The sequence below is a fragment of the Telluria antibiotica genome (assembly GCF_011682055.1).
In the GTDB taxonomy this organism is placed as follows: domain Bacteria; phylum Pseudomonadota; class Gammaproteobacteria; order Burkholderiales; family Burkholderiaceae_D; genus Telluria; species Telluria antibiotica.
Map to the genome: position 1 here is coordinate 82443 of NZ_JAAQOM010000001.1, position 17643 is coordinate 100085.

Genomic DNA, 17643 nt, shown 5'->3' on the forward strand with positions numbered 1-17643 from the left:
CGCATGGCACACCTTCCTTTCAAGACCGTCGACGTGTTCACCGCCGTCCCGTTCATGGGCAACCCCCTCGCCGTCGTCTTCGACGCCGACGACCTCTCGACCGCGCAGATGCAGCGCATCGCCAACTGGACGAATCTGTCGGAAACGACGTTCGTGCTGCGCGCCACGCAGCCTGGCGTGGACTACCGCGTGCGCATCTTCACGCCGGGCGCCGAACTGCCGTTCGCGGGCCACCCGACGATCGGCACGGCGCACGCGCTGCTGGAAGCGGGCAGGATCGCGCCGCGGGACGGTGCGCTCGTCCAGGAATGCGCGGCGGGACGCGTGGCGCTGGCCGTGCGCCATGCGGACGACGGCGCGCGCTGGCTGTCGTTCGACCTGCCGCCCCCCGCGATCACGCCGCTCGACGCGGCCCATGCCGACGACCTCGCGCACATGCTCGGCACGCCGCTGGCGCCGGGCGCGCAGCCGTGCCTCGTCGACGCGGGCCCGCGCTGGGTCGTCGCGCAACTGCCGGACGCGACGGCCGTGCTCGCGGCCGCGCCCGACCTGCAGCGCATGAAGGCGAACGATCTGCGGGATGGTCACACGGGCGTGCTCGTGTTCGGCCCGCACGCTGCGGGCAGCAAGGCGCGCATCGAAGTGCGCGCGTTCGCGCCAGCGCACGGCATTGCCGAGGACCCCGTGTGCGGCAGCGGCAACGGCGCCGTGGCGGCCTACTTGCGCCACACGGGCCAGCTCGACACGTTCGGCAGGGACTACATCGCAAGCCAGGGCGCCGCGCTGGGTCGCGCCGGCTTCCTGAAACTGTCGATCGATGCGGCAGTGATCCGCGTCGGCGGCAATGCCGTCACCTGCGTCGACGGGCACCTCGCGTTCTGATCACCCTTGCCCGCGCGCCGCGTTCCCGCTACGCTGGCGGCTCGATCACGGCAAGGGAAAACGAGCATGGCAACGGAACGCAGTTTCATCGACTACGTCGCGGAAGTGGTGGGATTGGGTGCGCGGCTGACGCACCGGAAGATGTTCGGCGAATACGCGCTGTACGTGGACGACAAGGTGGTCGCCTTCGCCTGCGACGGCAGCCTGTTCGTGAAGCCGTCGGACGCGGCCGCGCGGCTCGCGCCCGACCTGCCGCAAGGCCCGCCGTATCCCGGCGCGAAGGATTATCCGGTCGCCGACGAATTGCTCGACGAGCCGGACGCCCTGCGTCGGCTGCTGCTCGAGACGGCGGCGCTGATGCCGCCGCCGAAGCCGAAGAAGCCGGCCGCCGCGGGCACGAAGCGGCCGGCCGGCTGACTTGACGCCGCCGCGTCAGGCGGCCGTCTTGCCCGACAGGCGCTTCAGGCGCTCCAGCGCGCTCTCGCCGGCCGTCTCCGGCTGGCTCACGGACTTGCGGATCGCATCGAGTTCCGCCTGCTGGTCCAGCGGCTTCTGGCCGATGTCGGCGACGATGCGCAGGCCCGACGCCTCGTTCGTCACGGACTGGGCGCGGCGCGTCAGCGCGGACAGCGCCGTCGAGCTGCCGTGCATGCTGGACAGGCCCGCCAGCTGTTCCTGCCTTTCGATGCGCAGTTCCTGCAGCTCCTTCTGCGCCTTCGCCGCGGCCAGCGCCTGCATCGCCTTCTTCGCTTGCGCGTCGAATTCCGCCAGCTGCTTGCTCAGCGCGTCGACGATCTTCTGCAGCTCGTCCATGTAGGCCTTCGCGTCCGCCTCTTCCTGGATTTCCTGCGGCAGGCGCGCCTTGTTCGCTTCCAGCTCGTCGCAGAACATGGTGACGGTCGCTTCCGAGATCGAGCCGGACGCCAGGCGTTCGGCCAGCTTCTCCGCCGCGCGCTCGTCGTTGGCGATCAGGGTCTGCAGGTTGACGACGTCGCCGTGTTCCTTGTCGAACGACGCGCGCGACGTGGCCAGCAGTTGCGCCGTTTCGCGCAAGGTGGCGACGAGGCGGTCGCGGTCGGCCTCGGTCGCGGTCTCGGGGTCGAAGTTGGCGATGGTTTCCGCGATGCGGTTGCCCAGTGCGCCGAAATGCTTCGTGACCAGCCGTGCGGTCAGGCCCCATCCACTAGCGTTGCTCATTGTTGTTCCTTTCGTCGGTGAAGAAAACGGTTTAGCTTATTTACTGAATGACGATGCGTTCCTGCTCCAGCGGGATGCCGATCACGAAATCGACGTGGATCCCCCGCTTGCTCGCGTCGCCGTCGACGCTCTCCACGATCTCAGTCGTGATGAGGAGGTATTCACGGCTGCCGTCCGCCAGCTTGCGCACGTACGGCATGAAGTACATTTCCTGGCGCAGGCCGTGCACCCCTTCCGCGTCGTCGATGCGCGTCTCGCGGCCGTGGAACGGCGTCACGAACTGCGCGTCGGGCGCGCCCGCGTCGCGCGCGTACTCGACGCGGTCGGCGCTGCCGAACACCGTGGCGAGGCTGGCGTCATCGAGCGTGTCGGCCAGTTGTTCGCGCCACAGCGTGTAGCCCGCGTCGCCCAGCCCGTAGCCGGCGGCGCCCGTGTACGCGTCCTGGTCGTCGGCCGTCTCGGGGATGATGCGCGCCAGCTGCGTGCAATACAAAACTTCCGCCACCTTGCCGTCGTCGCCGCAGAACACCTGCAGGAATTTTTCCTTCGCGTCCGCGTCGCCCTTGTCGAGGTAGAGGCGGTACAGTTCCGTGTCCGGCTCGAGCTTCACCTGCGACACCGCGAGGATGCGCGTGTCACCCGCCTCCGGCATGGCGATCATCGAACCGTTCGCCTGCGCACGGATCACCGGAGAGCACTGCATCTGCACGACGCTGCCGATGCGCGCGCCCATCGGCAGCGCGTCGTCCGCGTGGGCGTCGCGCTGCGTCACGCCCTTGGCGGCGGCGACCGCCCGCACATAGCTGAAGACATCCTTCCAGGCCATTCTCGTCAATTCCTTTCGAACGAATAATTCTGTTTCTTCGCGTTCGCGGCGCGGGCACGCTGCACGCGCCGCCACATGAAGTACACGCCCCAGGCGATGGCCACCAGCACGCACAACGTGAAGAACAGGCCGATGAACGACGTGCCCCCGCCGCGCGCGGGCGCCGTCACGCCGCCGCCACCCGAGGACGGATACGCGCCCGGGTACCCGTTGTTGCTCGCATGCGCGCCGCGCGCCGCGTTCGCGATCATGGCGCCCGCCAGCACGTGACCGAGGCCGCTGTCCTGGCGCACGACCACGGGCGCCTGCTGCTGGGGCGGCGGCGCGTACGTGGGCGCAGGCTGGCTAGATGCGCCCTGTTCGTAGCCAGGCACGGGCCGCGTGTCGCGCGCCGAGTCGGCCTGCGCCTGCCGGCGCGCGTCCAGGGTGCGCAGCGCGTTCGCCTCGGACGCGTTCTTGTTCAGCTTTTGCGACAGCGCGGAGTCCGATTTCTGCGGGGCCGCCTGGCCGCCGCCGAACGAGCCGAAGCCGCCGGACGGCTTGGCCGCAGGTGCGGTCGCATCGGACGGCGCGGCGCGCTTGCCGAACGAGCCGAAGCCGCCGCTCTTGGCCGGCGTGGACGATGTATGCGGCGCCGACGACGAGCGTTGCGACGAGAACCCGCTCTTGAAGCCGCTCGACGACGGCTTGGCGTCGACGGCATGCGCCAGCGGCACCAGCAGCGACAGCACGAGGGCGACTTGATAAGTCTTCAACATGGTCAGGTGTGCGATCAAAAGTTAAAATCAGGATAACGACCGGCATGTTGACACGCACCGGTAAAATTAGCAAAGGATTACCATGACCCGACGTTACCTCGACATGAACCAGCACGATGCCCTGTACACGGTGGCGCGCAAATACCCCGGCGGCATCGACGCCCTGGCGCGCGCGCTGGGCATGTCGGCCAACGTGCTGCGCAACAAACTGTCCCCCACGATCGCATCGCACTATCCGTCGTTCGAGGAGGTTTCGCTGATCGTCGAGTGCTGCCACAAGGCGGGCGTCACGGATGCGCACCTGCCGCTGCATGCGCTGCTCGTCCGGCACGGGATGGCGGCGTTCGTCGTGCCGCAGCCCGAGGCGGCGCGCCAGGACGACCTGTCGCAGACCGTGTGCCGCGTGATGAGCGACGTGGGCGCCGTCGCGGAAGCCGTGTCGACCGCCCTGCTCGACGGCGTCGTCACCTCGGTCGAGGCCGACCTGATCGAGAAGAAGTTCCATGCCGCGCTGTCCGCCCTCGGCGCCTGGCGCGCGCGCCTGCGCCAGGACGGCGAAGCGGGACTCCGCTGATCAGGAGCGCAGGCGGCGCGCGGCCGCCTCTTCGTCGCGCGCGGCGCTGCGCAGCGAACGCAGGAACAGCCCGAGGCCGCCGAACGCCAGCGCGAGGATGCAGATGAGTTCAAACGCCGACATCGTCCGCAGCGACAGGTTCACGGACGCGATCACCCCGAACACGAGCGCCGCGAACGCGCAGATCGAAAGCAGCCAGCCGATGGCGCTCTTCGCGTCGTAGAAGATGATGGCGATGCCGATCACGAGGGGGATCAGCACGATGCCGCCCCTGATGCCGTAGCCGCCGACGCCGAACAGCCGTGTGCCGAGGCCGAACCCGGAACTCACGACGACGCTCTCCAGCAGCAGATAAAACCCGCCGCACATCATGACGAGGCCAAGGAAAAACTGGCCAATGCCTCCGTTCGTACCGCCCGCTCCGTTCATCGCGTCCTCCACCGGATATTGTTATGACGGCGACAACAATACCAGAGTTGGCCGCGGCCCCGCTACTGGCGCGGACGGTGAAGCAACGGCCGTTTTACCGCGGCAGGTCCGCCACGGGTTCGCCGAAATCGGGCATGCCGTCCGCGCGCCAGTGGATGACCTGGGCGCGCGTGTGGCGGTTCGGGTCGTGCAGCGAGTCGCCCTGGATCTCGCGGTAGTTGCGCGCGTGGTAGACGAGGATGTCGGTCTTGCCGTCCGGCGTCGTCGTGAACGCGTTGTGGCCCGGGCCCCACTGGCCGTTCTTCTCGCTGCTGCGGAACACGGGCTGCGCCAGCTTCGTCCACGATTTCGGGTCGAGCAGGTCGGCGTCCGCCGGCGCGCTGACCATGCCGAGGCAGTAGTTCGCGTCCGTGGCGCTCGCGGAGAACGTGACGAACACGCGGCCGTGGCTCACCAGCACGGCGGGACCCTCGTCCACGTCGAACTTCACCTTTTCCCAAGCATACTCGGGCTTCGACAGCAGCACGGCCGGCCCCGTGATCGACACGGGCGTGTCCATCTTCGCCAGGTAGATGTTGGTGCCCTTGCTGCCGTCGGGCGCCGTCTGCGTCCACACGAGGTAGCGCTGGCCGCGGTGCTCGAACGTCGTGGCGTCCAGCGAGAACGATTCCCAGCCCGTCTTGATCTGGCCGCGCTCGACCCACTCGCCCTGGAACGGGTCAAAGGACGCGTTCTCAAGCGCATACAGGCGGATCTCCCACGGGTGCTCGGCGCTGCCCGCCGTGAAGTAGATATACCACTTGCCGCCGATGCGGTGCATCTCCGGCGCCCAGATGTGCGCGCCCATCACGCCCGTCGCGTGCTTGCGCCACACGGTCCTGGCGGGCGCCGCGCCCAGGTCGTCGAGCGAACGGGCGCGGCGGATTTCGATGCGGTCGTATTCGGGCACGGTCGCCGTGAAGTAATACCAGCCGTCCGGCTGCAGGCTCACCTGCGGGTCGGCGCGCTGCTGCACGAGCGGATTGTGGAACACGGGTTCGGCGGCGCGCGCGGGCGCGCACGCGGCGGCAAGGCACAAGGCCAGCGCCGGCAAGGCGCGTACGGTCAAGCGAAACATCGACACTCCCATTGGTTAGCCTGGCGGATCGAGCCGGATGCGCACGGGCGCGTCGCGGTCCGTACGAATGATACCGCCGTCGTCGAGCAATTCGGTCACCTGGATCAGGCTGCGGCGCTGTTCGACGCCGTCCGCCTTCGCATCCGGCCCGCGCCTGCCGGGGTGCACGAAATAAAAGAGATAGGCACGCTCGCCGCTGACGACGACGTCCGCGTGCCCGCCCATCACGCCGTCGTCCGGCCCTTGCCCCGGCTGTTCCAGCAAGGTAGCGTCCTGCTTGCGCCACGTGAGCGCATCGTCGGAGCGGAACACGCCGAGGCCATGCCACAGGTCGACGATCATCCACCACGCACCATGCCAGCGGAACACCTTCGGCCCTTCGCCGCGCTGGGCGACGGCGCGCCCGCGGTCCGTCCAGTGCTCGAGGTCGGGGCTGTCGGCGTAGTACGTATTCTTGTGATCGCGCTCGTTGTTGTACCACATGCGCCAGGAGCCGTCCGGCAGCCGGGCCAGCGACGGGTCGATGACCTTGTCATTCGCCAGCGGCACGACGGCGGGATGGCGCCACGTGCGCAGGTCGGTGCTCGTCAGGTGGACGATCACGCGCGGGTGCCCCCAGTCCTCGAACACGCCCGGCACGACGGTGACGAACATGTGATAGGTGCCGTCGCCGGCACGCACGACGTCCGGCGCCCAGTGCGTCGTGCCGGCGCCGCCGAGATCGGGCGGCAGCTCGATGTCCGCGGTGCCCACATAGGTCCAGTGCGCGCCGCCGTCGGGCGATTCCGCGATACCGATCCGTGTGCCGTGCACCCACGTCACGCCGGGCAGGCCGGCCGCCGTCGCGCGGCGGTTCGTGTAGAACATCCACCAGCGCCCGCGCGCCTGGTTCCACACGAGCGTGGGATCGGCGGCGCCGTCGTACACGGGGTCGCGGAACAGGGGCTTCGCGGCGACGGCGCCGGCAGGCGGTACCGCCGGCACGGCCGCGCAGCCGGCGAGCGCCACCAGCACCGCGGACAGGGCCGCGTACGGCCTGAATGTGGACAGCAAATCGTCTCCTTTGATGGCGGCTCGGGACCGCTCGATTCGCCGCGATGATAGCCCTCGGCGCGGGCGCCGACCAATGACATTTTTCGCGCGACCGATACGATTATTGCACGGGCTTGCGGCGGCGCCGCGGTCCGTCGTCCATGCCCGCCTCGTCGACGTCGGCCGACGTGGAGCGCGAGCGCTGGTATTCCAGTTCTCCCGCCTCGTCCGGCAGCGCGGGACCCGCATACAGCACCGCGACGTCGGCCAGCGCGCTCGCGCGGTCGGCGCCGAAGCCGGACAATGGCGTCAGGCGCAGTGCGCGCGCCGTCACCGTAGCGTCGAAGCGCACCGTCTGCGGATCGAACGTGGAGCCCAGCACGGGCCGCGCCACGTCGCGCCAGTGCTCGCCATCGTCGCTCGCCTCGATCCGCCATTCGTGCACGTCGCCTTCGTGGTCGCGATGGTTCTGGCGGGGCATCAGCGCGAGGCCGTCGAACGGCACGGCGTGCGCGAACGCGATCGTCAGCGGCGGCTGCGGCCGCGGCGCATCGCCTTTCACGGCCACGAGGGCGTACGTGTTCGGATCGCCGTCGACGACGTTCGCCGCACCGGGCCAGCCGCTGGCCGCCGCGCCCAGCTTCTTCATCACGCGCGTGTCGAACAGGCTCGCGCGCAAAGCAGCAGGGTCGATGTCCGCCGCAGGCCGGAAGCGGGCGCTCGCCATATAGTCGAGCAACGAGCGGCGCAGCTGGCGCGCGGCCGGGCGCTCATCCAGGCGGCTCTCCAGGTCGAACGTCGACACGACGAGGCGGCCCCGTCCCACGTTGGCCTCGAACACGGCACCCAGCCGGTAGTTGCGGTTCCAGTCGTCGATCGGCTGCACGATGGGTTTCAGGGCAGCCGGCAGGCGCTCGAGGTTGAACGCGCGGGCGCCGGACACCAGCTCGCTCCACTGCCAATCCATGTGGTCGGCCGTGGGGAAACCGGCCAGCGCCGGATGCGCGCGATCGACCCACAGGCCCAGCATGCGGCTCCAGGCCGGGTTCATCGAGCGGTTCCAGAACACGGGCACGTCGGCGAGCGGCGGCGACGTCCAGTCCAGGTCCGCCTTGCGCGGCAGGTACAGCACCTTGCCGCCGTCGGCCAGGCGGCGCTCCGCCTCGGCCCACGCATGCGTGACGAGCACGCCGTCCGGCACGGTCCCGTCCACAGCGGCCGGATACAGCCAGAAGTTCCAGTCGTTCGCGACCGCCGTCCCGTCCAGGCCCACGACGAGCTTGTAATGCGCGGGCGCCGGCAGCCGGGCGAGGTCCGCCGTCACGCGGCCCAGCGGGATGTTCTTGCCGATCGGGATGGCGAGCGCCTCGAACCGCCCGTCGACGACGGCATGCCCGGCATCGTCCTCGATGCGCCACCACGGCCGCGCGCCGGGCAGCGGCTTTTCGCCGTAGTGCGCGATCTCGACGGGGACATCGAACGCGTCGCGCGTCGTGAGCACGGTGCGCGTGAGGCGGGCCAGCGGCACCGTCTCGCCGTTGAAGCGGCGGAACGCGTCCGGCGTCGCATAACCCTTCGGTTCCCAGAACGTGTCGAGCAGGCCGACGAGCGCCGTGCCCTGGCCCAGGTAGTCGTGCAGGTCCAGCAGTTGATAGCCGCTCATGCCGCGCGTGCGCAGCGCGGCCTCGATCTCTTCCTTGTAGCACGCCAGCTGCCAGCGGCCGGACGCCAGCGCGAAGTCGTGGTCGCGATCGAGGATGCCGTGGCGGCGCGCGGACTCGCGGAAGATCTCGTAATTACCCGGTCGCAGATAGCCTTTGAACTTGTCGATGATCGTAAAGTCCGGGTAGGCGACCCACTGGCCCATCTCGTGCGCGAGCACGGGCACGCGGATGCCTTCGAGCGATGCCGCGTAATCGCGCCCGAACCAGCCCGTCTTGTTGCGCAGCGGCTTGGGGCCGATGCGCTGCACGGCCAGGTAGTCCGTGTCCTGGTCCAGGTCCGGCACGGCGGGTTCCGTGTGGCCCGTGCCGTTCGTGTACAGGCGGCGCGGGTCCTCTGCGCGGAAGCGCGCGCGCCATTGCGCGAACACCTCTTTCCACCGGCCGGACGGCTCGTTGCTGGGACTGAGCAGCAGGAACGACGGGTGGTTGCCGTAGGCGCGGATCAGGCGCTCCGTTTCCTCGGTCAGCATCGCGGAAATGGGCGAACCGGGCTCGAACCGGTTCCACATGCCCGGTTCCGGCTGCAGGTAAATCCCCACTTCGTCCGCGGCCTGGAATGCCGCTTCCGGCGGCGTGAACGAGTGGAAGCGCACGTGGTTGATGCCCCATGCCTTGTTGACGGCGAAGATCTTCTTCCAGTACCCGACGTCCGTCGGCGGGTAGCCGGTCAGCGGGAAGTCGCCGCCGTGGTGCGTCCCGCGCAGGAACACGGGACGGCCGTTGACGAGGATGTCCGTGCCGCGCGCCGCCACCTGCACGAAGCCGAACGACACGTCGCGCGCATCGTCGGCGCCGGGGCCGGCCAGGCGCAGCTTCAGCGACTGCAGCACGGGATGCCACTCGTCCCACGTCGGCGCGTCCTTCGGATACGCGACGCGGATCTCGGCACTGCCGCCCTGCGCGCTCCAGCGCACGGGAAAGCGCCGGCCGTTCGCGGCGATCGTCCCCTGCCCCGCCTTGCCGCCGCCGTTGCCGATGGCGACCTTCACGAGGACACTGCGGTCCGCCACGTCCGGGAACACTTGCGCATCGTCGATGTACACGGGCGACGTCGCGCGCAGCTCGACGGCGCCGACGATGCCGTTCCAGCTCATCCCGAGCGAGTCCGAGACACTGTGCGAATCGGGCCGGTAGGCCATCAGCACGCGCGAATCGACGCGCACCGTCACGCGATGCCGGCCCGGCGCGAGCGGACCGAGGTCGTAGTCGTGCGGCGCGACGAGGCTCAGGTTGGTGCCCAGCGCGCGGCCGTCGATCCACGCGGATGAACCCCAGCGCGGCCGCTCGAGATGCAGCACGATCCTGCGGCCGGCCCAGTCGCGTGGTACCTCGACGTCGCGCTGGTACCATGCCGGGCCGAGATAGTGGCGCGGCGGCTGGCTCAGGAACGGCACCTTCACGTGGCCGGGCGCCGTGAACGCCTGGTACTCGTCGCGCAGGTTCCAGTGCTTGTCGTACAGCGACAGCACCCAGGGCGTCTGCGCCGTGATCTCGTCGCCGTATCCCTGTGCGTTGAGGATGCCGGGCACGTGGATGCGATCCGGCAGCGCGCGACCTTCCCAGTGCGCGGCCACGCCCGCGTCGTCGCGGTCGAGGGCGAAGCGCCAGTCGCCGTCCAATGCCATCGTCGTGGCGGCACCGGCCGGCAACGCGCAGGCCAGCGCCATGACGGCGCCGGCGCAGCGGACGAGCAACGGTCGCGCCATCGTCAACCGCCGAAGCGGAAGTCCGCGCCCACCATGATGCGGCGGCCGGCGTAGCTGTAATCCAGGACGCTCGGCGCGCCGCTGGAGAACGGGACGTATTGGCCCTGGCTGGAGCTCGTCGCCGCATTGCCCAGGTTGCGCCCTTCGATGAACACGTCGATCTCTGGCGTGATGCGGTACTGGATCTTCGCGTCCACGAAGCGGGTCGCGTCGCGGAAGTTCGGCGAGCCCGGGTTGTACGCGGGCGGACGCGGGTTACCGCTCGCGTTCGGGTAGTTGTTCGGCGCCGTGCCGCTGGAACCCGCGAGGTTGTTGAAGTAGCTCGACACACCCTGCACGGCGACGCGCGCCATCAGGCGGCCGTCGTCGTACCAGAACGCCCAGTTGTACTGGAACTTCGATTCGCGCAGCGGCGGAAGCGGGTTACCCGTCAACAGGTCGACGATGTTCTGCGTCGACGTGACCGACGCGAGCTTCGTGTAGTTGCCGTCGAATCCGAGGTAGCGCAGGCGCCACGGCAGGAACGTGAATGCCGTTTTCGTGTTGAATTCCCAGCCCTTGCGGGTGGTCGGCACGCCGTTCTCGTAGGTCGGGAACGAGAACGGCAGGTCGGCGAGGTTCTTGCCCGTCGTCGGGTCGATGAGGGCCAGGCCCAGGGTGCCGGTCACGTTGCGCACGAGCGACGGGCCGACGATGCCGCGCTGGTTGAAGTAGGCCAGCGAAAACATCGTGTCCTTGCTGGGGTAGTACTCCGCGCTCCAGTTCTGGTTCAGGTTCTTCTGCGCCTGCAGGGCCGGGTTGCCGACCGTCCTGGTGCACGTCTGCGTGCCGTCGGCGTCAAGGCGCTCGTCGTAGCGGCACAGGCCCGACGGTAGCATGCTCGTGACCGGCGGACGCGCGACCGTGCGTGCGCGGTTGTAGCGCAGCACCAGCTGGTCCGGCACGAGCCACATGGCGAGGTTATAGCTGGGCAGGAAGTCGTGCGTCGTCGCGTCGACGGCCGTGTTGGTCGCCACGATGACGTCGTTGATGCCGGCCGGCGCGTTCGGGTTCGCGGGGTCGAAGCTCGCCGTGCGCGTGATCGACTCGAACTGCATGTTGCCGACACCGTGCACCTTCGTGCGGACGTAGCGGTAGCCCATATTGCCTTCGAGGTCCCAGCCGAACGGCAGCGCGCTGCTCGTGAACGGGACGTGGTCGAGGTTGAAGTCGCCCATCACGTACAGGGCCTCCGTGCGCTCGCTCATCTTCGTCAGTGGCTGCTGGTACGTGTTGCCGTCCGTGCCCTTGCAGCTGTAGACGCAGTTCAGGTTCGCGTTCGTGATGCCGGCCATCTGCAGCACCTTCGCCGGATTGATGTTCGGCCAGTTGGTCACGGCGCCGCCGAATTGTCCGTTCGCGCCGTTGAAGAACTTCGTCTTCGTCATGTTGCCGTCGATCGCCTGGCCGATGAGGTCCTGGAACTGCTGCGGCGTCAGCGTGACCGTGCCGGAACTCTGGCTGTCGTAGCGGATGCTCGGCACATAGCCGTACTGGCACTTGTTGCCGCCCGCGCCAAGCGAACCCGGCGTGTCCTGGCAACCCGTGAGCGTGCTCCGGACGATCGCCGTGTTCGCCCACACGTTCGGGTTGCTGCTAACCTGGTAGCCGCCGTTGCCGTGGGTGTCGTAGCGCGTATCCCGGAAGTTGAAACCGGTCTTGAAGCGCGTGAAGAACGGGACGGCTTCCGGCGTGCGGAACGCGAAGTCGGCCTTCGCGGTACGCTCCTCCGTGTCCGTCACGACGGGCGTGTACGTCAGCTGCGGCTGCGAATACGTCAGCAGCGGCTGCTGGGCGGCCGTGTACGCGGGCACGGCCCGGATGTTCGTGCTGCCGGCCGCCGCTGCCGCCGACGCCGCGGGCTGCACGAGCCGTGCGTAGTTGGCGGCGTTGTACAGGTCATAGCTCGAGCCCTGCGGGAAGTTGTAGGTCCACAGGCCGTTCGGCGTCACCGACAGCTGCGCCGGGCCGTAGGCGGTACTGAACGTCGTGCGGAACTGCTCGCTCACGTAGCTCGACTTGGCGTCGCCCACCATCCACTCGGCCGTCACGCCGTCGCGCTTCCACTCGCCACCGGTCTGGAAATACTTCGTCGTGACCTGGGCCTTCTGGTAGATCTGGTCGACGGTGGCCGCGCCGTCGCTGATGCCGAACGACGTCACGTGGTGGCTGGCGTCCACGGTGACGGTGGACGGATCGATGTTGGTGACGGCGCCTTTCGCGGCGGGCTGACCGCTCACGAAGCTGGCCGTCGTCGGGTACAGGTAATAACCGGCGCCGGCGGCGCCCGGGGCGACGGCGCGCACGCCGTTCGTGTCGACGAAGGTCTTGGCCAGGTTGGCGTTCATGCCGCCCAGGCTCAGGAACGACGTGTTGTTCTCCGTGCGGCGCCGCGAATAACTGCCTTTCGCGTACACCGTCATGTCGCGGTTGACCTTGAAGTCGGCGCGCAGGTCGAGGTCCTGGCGGCGGTCGATCTCGGTCTGGATCTTGTTGCGGATCGACGAAGGCGTGTAGTCGTTCCACTGGTTCAGGCAGCTGAGCAATTCGTTCGACCGCTCGACGACGGCATTGGTGCGGTTCGTCGCGCTCAGGTTCTTCAACGTCGCATCCGTCGTCGCGATCTGCGGGAACGCGGCATAGCAATCGGCCTTGGTCTTGGCAGCCGCCGACGTGGTCAGGATCTCGAGCGGCGTATGGGTCAGGTAATTGCCGGTGCCGTTCGTGTACGGATAGATGCCCGTCGAGCCGACCGCAGGCCCGGCCGGCGTCGTCGACGCCGGGTCGGCCATGTTCAACGTGGACGGGTTGAAGGTGAACGTCTTTTCCGGCGAATTGTCGAAGTCGATCGCGCGCAGATAGCCCTGGTTGGCGCTCGTCGCCACCTGCATCTGGTGCTGCTCGTTGGCGGTCGTCGACTTCGACGCGTTCAGGATGACGCCGAGGCGGTTGTCGAGGAATTTGCGCGACAGGATGACGTTCGTGTCGGGCTCCCACTTCTTGTTCAAGTTGTTGGTCGTGCCGGCCACCCGCACGGAGACGAACGGCTCCTTGAAGTCCAGGCCCGACCTCGTCTTGATGACGATGCCGCCGCCCAGCGACCCCTCGACCATGTCGGCCGTCGAGCCCTTGACGATGTCCACGCTCTTGATCAGGTCCGCCGACAGCTGGCGGAATTCGTTGCCGCGGCCGCTGCTGCCCGGACCGACGCTGTTCGCGGACTGCACGGCCTGGCCGTCGATCTCCACGCGGGTCAGGTCCGGACCGTTGCCGCGCACCGCCACGCTGACGCCTTCGCCGAAATCGCCGCGGTCGAGCGCGATGCCGGCCATGCGCGAGATCGCCTCGCCGATGTTCCGGTCGGGCAGCGAGCCCACGTCTTCGGCGACGATGGAGTCGATCGCCGTCGCGGCATTCTTCTTGCGGGCGATCGACGACTGCTGCGATTTGCGGGTCGACACGACGACCGTCGCGATGCCGCTCGCGACCTCGTGGTTGCCCTGCGGCGCGGCGCTGCCCGTGGCCGCTGACGTGGCCGATGACGTGGCGTCCGCGGGCGCCTGCGCGCTCGTCGCTTCCTGCGGTGGAGGGTTGTCCTGCGCCAGCGCGGCGTGGCTGGCCACCAGCGAAGCCAGCGCCAGCGAAACGGCATAGGCGACGCGTGTGGGACGGATGACCTTGCGGATGTCGTGCATTTTTCTGTCTCCAAGTGGACCGTGGTGAGCGGTCTGTCTTTTTTTGATGGTGACGCCCCGGGTCTGTGCCGCGGTCGTCGACGCTTCGACTTGGAAACAGTGTAGGGTCGCTCGCGCCGGCGGTGATATATCAGCAAGAAATACTCATCCGCGTGATCGAAGTGCGTGCACGAACGGTGCTCGAATCGCTCAATCCCTCGATTGCGATTCCGTTTTCGCGCGCGATGTGACATTTATCGCGCCTGCGGTTATCGCGGGGCCCTCCTGCGCCCCGCCGCGCTGCCGGAACGATCAATTCCGTGATCGAATCGCGCGGCGGCGTGCGGGCTGCGCGCCGTGCGCTATCCTTGCCGCCACCACCGCACCGCGCCCACGAGGACATCGATGAAGCCACCGATCCGCCGCACCGTTCCCGCCCTGCTCTCCCTGCTGCTGTGCGCCGCGCATGCGCAGACACCCGCGCCCGTCCCCGGCACCGTGGTCGTTAAGGGCGCGCGCGGCGGCGCCGGCGATCCGCACGCGATCGACGCGGCGAAGGACCGCATCCTGAACGGCAAATCGGCATCGTCGTGCGCGTTCATGGACCGGCGCCATCCCGCCAACGACCCCGTCACGCTCGCGTACCGGCGCGACTTCGACCTCGACGCCCCGCTGTCCGACGACGTCGTGCGCATCGACGCGCTCGCGCCGGATGGCGATGTGTCGAACCTGATCGATTCCTCCGGCATCGACAAGCACGGCGGCATGCCCGCGCCGCTCGCGGGGCCGAAGACACGCGGCTGTACGGTGGCCGACGTCCGCTTCGCGGCGGGCCGCAACTACATCGCCCGCAACGACAAGACGCTCGCGCTCGGGTTCGAAGCGTACGACAACGGGAACTACGCGCGGGCGCTGCAGTTGTTCGAGACGGCATGGAACAAGATCGGCTACGACGAGGCGGCGCTGATGCTCGCGCGCCAGCACCTGTACGGCCAGGGCACGCCAAAGGATGGCGCGGCGGCCGCCGCGTGGCTGGAAAAAGTGGACGACAAGCCATACGCGCCGGGCGACCGGATGCGCTTCGACCCCGCGCAGCCCGACGCGATGACGCCGCGCGTCGAGGCGGCGTTCATGCTGGCGCGGATGTACGACCGCGGCATCGGTGTGGCGCGCGACCCTGCGCGGGCGCGCACGTGGTACGACAAGGCGGCCGCCTATGGTTTCGTGCCTGCCCTCGACATTCTCGGCGAACGTGCGCTGGCCGGCACGGACCGGCCGCGCGATCCCGTGCGCGGCCTGTCACAGTTGAAGGAAGCGGCCGACGCGGGCTATCCGGCCGCGCAATTCCACCTCGCCCGCGCCTACTACGACGGCGACGACGTGCCGCGCGATCTCGCCATGGCGCGCTCGTATTTCGACGCAGCGGCCCGCGCCGGGATACCCGCCGCGCTGTTCGCGGCGGGCCGCATGCGCGACCTGGGCGAAGGCGTGAAGGCCGATCCCGCGCAAGCGATCGTCTTCTACAAGGATGCGGCGCTGAAGGGCGACCGCGATGCCCGCTTCGCACTCGGCACGTATTTCTACAGCGGCGAGGTCGTCGGCAAGAACCTCGCGACGGCACGGCAGTGGTTCGGCGCCGCAGCGCGCCAGGGCCAGCCGGACGCGCTGTTCAATCTCGGCGTCATGACGGCTGCCGGCGAAGGCGGCGCGAAAGACCCTGCAATGGCCTACGTCCTGTTCACGCTGGCGCAACAGGCCGGCCATGATGGCGCGGGCGCCGCGCTGAAGGCCCTCGCGCCCACGCTGACGCCGGAAGACCGCAAGCGCGCGGACGCGGTGCTGCATCCGCGCGTGGCATCGGCCAAATGAGGCGCGGCGACCGGCGCGGCGCACTGGTCAACGGGACGGGAAGGCTGTTAGCATTGGGCTTCCCAATCCGTATCAACGCAAAACGATGACGAAACCATTCAAACGTATCCTGTTCACCGGCGCCGCCGGCAACCTGGGCCGGCGCCTGCGCGAACGCCTGCACGAATTCGCCGACATCGTGCGCCTGTCCGACGTGGCCGACTTCGGCCCGGCCGCGCCGCACGAAGAAATCCACCTGTGCGACCTTGGCGACCGCGACGCCGTCCTGCGCATGTGCGAAGGCGTCGACGCCATCCTGCACTTCGGCGGGATCTCCACCGAAGAGGAATGGGCGCCCATCATGCAGGCGAACATCCTCGGCATCGTGAACCTGTACGAGGCCGTGCACAAGCTGGGCATCCGCCGCGTCGTCTTCGCCAGCACGAACCACACGATGGGCATGTACAAGACGACCGACCTCGTCGACGCCTCGATGCCGCCGCGCGCGGACGGCTACTACGGCGTGTCGAAGGTGTTCGGCGAGACGCTGTCGCGCTATTACTGGGACCGGTTCGGCGTGGAGACCGTCTGCATCCGCATCGGCTACTGCTGGCCGGAGGCGACGAATTACCGCCAGATGACGACTTGGCTCTCCCTCGACGACCTGATGCGGCTGCTGCACCGCGCACTCGTCACGCCGCGCGTGGGCCACACGATCGCGTTCGGCATCTCCGACAACGACGGCCGCTGGTGGGACGACCGCCATGCCGCCTTCCTCGGCTACAAGCCGCAGGACAGCTCGCGCCAGTTCGCGGACAAGCTGCCGCCGACCGTCGAGTACCCGGCCGCCGACGACATCGCGACGTTCTACCAGGGTGGCGTGTTCCTGCACAACGGGCCGAAGTACAAGCCGTAACGAGGCCGCATTGCAGGCAATCGCATGCTCGATGTCGTCTGACGTCCGATCTCAGCGAGGTGGGCGATTTTTTTGCGAACTTGTCAGACAAGTGAGTCCGCACGGCTATAATCGTGCCCTGGACCCACTGTTTACCACGCCCGCATGAACTCGCCGACCACCCTGCTTCCCGCCCGCAAGAAATACCGCAACCTCGCCCAGGGCGTCGTCGAAGAGCTGAGCAGCCGCATCCGCCGCTCCGAGTTCAGCCCCGGCGACAAGCTGCCGCCGGAATCCGCGATCATGGAAACCTACGGCGTGTCGCGCACCGTCGTGCGCGAGGCGATCTCGCAGCTGCAGGCTGGGGGACTCGTGCAGACGCGCCACGGCATCGGCACGTTCGTGCTGGAGCCGCCGGCCACGGGGCTCGGCATCGGCGCGGACAGCGTCGTGACGGTGCGCGACGTCCTCGCGATCCTCGAGCTGCGCATCAGCATGGAGACGGAAGCCGCCTGGCTCGCGGCGTCGCGCCGCACCGACGAGCAAGTGGCGCGGATGGGCGAGGCGTTGGGCGAGATGCAGCGCGCGCTCGAGAACGGCCGCACGTCGGTCGAAGCCGACGTACGCTTCCACCAGCTGATCGCGGAAGCGACGGACAACCGCTACTTCGTCGAGCTGCTCGGGCAACTGGGCAGCGCGATCATCCCGCGCGCGCGCCTGAACACGCCGGGTCTCGGCGAGGACAAGCCAACGGACTACCTGGAACGCGTGAACCGCGAGCACGAGGACATCTACAAGGCGATCCTCCGGCGCGACCCGGAAGCGGCGCGCGCCGCCATGCGCACCCATTTGTCCAACAGCCGCGAGCGGCTGCGCGAGGCGCAACAGCGGCTGCAGGACCGGCCCGCGTCCTGAGCGCGCGGCGCGGCAGCGGTATTGTCG

General features: G+C 68.5%; 14 protein-coding genes. 6 read left to right on the top strand and 8 right to left on the bottom strand.

Features of this window, described 5'->3' with window-relative positions:
* The first annotated feature begins 3 nt into the window (after positions 1 to 3).
* Together HAV22_RS00325 and HAV22_RS00330 are read left to right on the top strand one after the other, a co-directional pair.
* On the top strand, positions 4 to 882 hold the full coding sequence (locus tag HAV22_RS00325; protein WP_166855361.1) for a PhzF family phenazine biosynthesis protein: 879 nt from the start codon (positions 4 to 6) through the stop codon (positions 880 to 882).
* A gap of 66 nt (positions 883 to 948) precedes the next feature.
* Complete coding sequence (locus HAV22_RS00330) at positions 949 to 1299, top strand: TfoX/Sxy family protein (protein ID WP_166855363.1); 351 nt, start codon at positions 949 to 951, stop codon at positions 1297 to 1299.
* Positions 1300 to 1314: 15 nt separating this feature from the next.
* Here HAV22_RS00330 and HAV22_RS00335 read toward each other — a convergent pair whose 3' ends face one another.
* The 3 genes from HAV22_RS00335 to HAV22_RS00345 are packed head-to-tail and all read right to left on the bottom strand — an operon-like array spanning position 1315 to position 3663.
* Positions 1315 to 2079: a hypothetical protein gene (locus tag HAV22_RS00335; protein WP_166855365.1), complete on the bottom strand. Its 765-nt coding sequence runs from the start codon at positions 2077 to 2079 to the stop codon at positions 1315 to 1317.
* 40 nt (positions 2080 to 2119) lie between these two features.
* A complete protein-coding gene (locus HAV22_RS00340) occupies positions 2120 to 2905 on the bottom strand; it encodes a hypothetical protein (protein ID WP_166855367.1) in 786 nt (261 codons plus the stop codon).
* A 5-nt stretch (positions 2906 to 2910) separates the two neighbouring features.
* Positions 2911 to 3663, bottom strand: coding sequence for a hypothetical protein (locus tag HAV22_RS00345; RefSeq protein WP_166855369.1), 753 nt, complete (start codon positions 3661 to 3663; stop codon positions 2911 to 2913).
* Between the two features lie 82 nt (positions 3664 to 3745).
* On the opposite strand from HAV22_RS00345, the gene HAV22_RS00350 reads away from it, so the two are divergent.
* Entirely contained in the window at positions 3746 to 4237 is a 492-nt protein-coding gene (locus tag HAV22_RS00350; protein ID WP_166855371.1) for a phage regulatory CII family protein, read from the top strand.
* Here the strand turns inward: HAV22_RS00350 and HAV22_RS00355 are convergent, their stop codons facing one another.
* From HAV22_RS00355 to HAV22_RS00375, 5 genes are all read right to left on the bottom strand, one after another.
* Positions 4238 to 4666, bottom strand: coding sequence for a hypothetical protein (locus tag HAV22_RS00355; RefSeq protein ID WP_166855373.1), 429 nt, complete (start codon positions 4664 to 4666; stop codon positions 4238 to 4240).
* A gap of 94 nt (positions 4667 to 4760) precedes the next feature.
* On the bottom strand, positions 4761 to 5783 hold the full coding sequence (locus HAV22_RS00360; protein WP_208295996.1) for a glycoside hydrolase family 43 protein: 1023 nt from the start codon (positions 5781 to 5783) through the stop codon (positions 4761 to 4763).
* Positions 5784 to 5798: 15 nt separating this feature from the next.
* Positions 5799 to 6836, bottom strand: coding sequence for a family 43 glycosylhydrolase (locus HAV22_RS00365; RefSeq protein WP_166855256.1), 1038 nt, complete (start codon positions 6834 to 6836; stop codon positions 5799 to 5801).
* Between the two features lie 100 nt (positions 6837 to 6936).
* The gene (locus HAV22_RS00370; protein ID WP_166855377.1) at positions 6937 to 10245 is read right to left on the bottom strand and encodes a DUF8487 domain-containing protein; all 3309 of its coding nucleotides are present in this window, start codon (positions 10243 to 10245) and stop codon (positions 6937 to 6939) included.
* 2 nt (positions 10246 to 10247) lie between these two features.
* The gene (locus HAV22_RS00375; protein WP_166855379.1) at positions 10248 to 13979 is read right to left on the bottom strand and encodes a TonB-dependent receptor; all 3732 of its coding nucleotides are present in this window, start codon (positions 13977 to 13979) and stop codon (positions 10248 to 10250) included.
* Between the two features lie 384 nt (positions 13980 to 14363).
* On the opposite strand from HAV22_RS00375, the gene HAV22_RS00380 reads away from it, so the two are divergent.
* The 3 genes from HAV22_RS00380 (at position 14364) to HAV22_RS00390 (ending at position 17616) form a co-directional block, all read left to right on the top strand.
* On the top strand, positions 14364 to 15827 hold the full coding sequence (locus HAV22_RS00380) for an SEL1-like repeat protein (protein ID WP_166855381.1): 1464 nt from the start codon (positions 14364 to 14366) through the stop codon (positions 15825 to 15827).
* A gap of 85 nt (positions 15828 to 15912) precedes the next feature.
* Complete coding sequence (locus tag HAV22_RS00385) at positions 15913 to 16722, top strand: NAD-dependent epimerase/dehydratase family protein (protein ID WP_166855383.1); 810 nt, start codon at positions 15913 to 15915, stop codon at positions 16720 to 16722.
* 144 nt (positions 16723 to 16866) lie between these two features.
* The gene (locus HAV22_RS00390) at positions 16867 to 17616 is read left to right on the top strand and encodes a FadR/GntR family transcriptional regulator (protein ID WP_166855385.1); all 750 of its coding nucleotides are present in this window, start codon (positions 16867 to 16869) and stop codon (positions 17614 to 17616) included.
* Positions 17617 to 17643 lie beyond the last annotated feature (27 nt).